Raw genomic sequence first — 218 nt, 5'->3', positions numbered from 1 at the left:
TGACGGACGGATGGCCAACATTGCCCCGCCCAACAGCCGCCCCGGGTATATGACACCCATGCTGTGCATGTCCGCCGGCTGGGGGGACGCCGCCATTTTGGTGCCCTACGCTCTTGCGGGGATTGGCCATGGCCTGCATGGGTGTTACTCCGGGTTCGCACCACTCACCGTAGTCCAGGCCGTTGAGCACCGTGTATTTGGCATACTCGCCGCTCTGT

The 218-nt window shown here is 63.3% G+C and carries 1 protein-coding gene; it reads right to left on the bottom strand.

The genetic code is table 11. The annotated features are described in order from the left end of the window. On the bottom strand, positions 1–218 hold a 218-nt coding region (locus tag H6B10_RS17300), incomplete at both ends, for a hypothetical protein (protein WP_204652547.1).

The organism is Gemmiger formicilis (assembly GCF_016901605.1).
Taxonomy (GTDB): Bacteria; Bacillota; Clostridia; order Oscillospirales; family Ruminococcaceae; genus Gemmiger; species Gemmiger formicilis_B.
The sequence above is the reverse complement of the archived record's forward strand: the minus strand, read 5'-3'. Positions and strand labels throughout refer to the sequence as shown.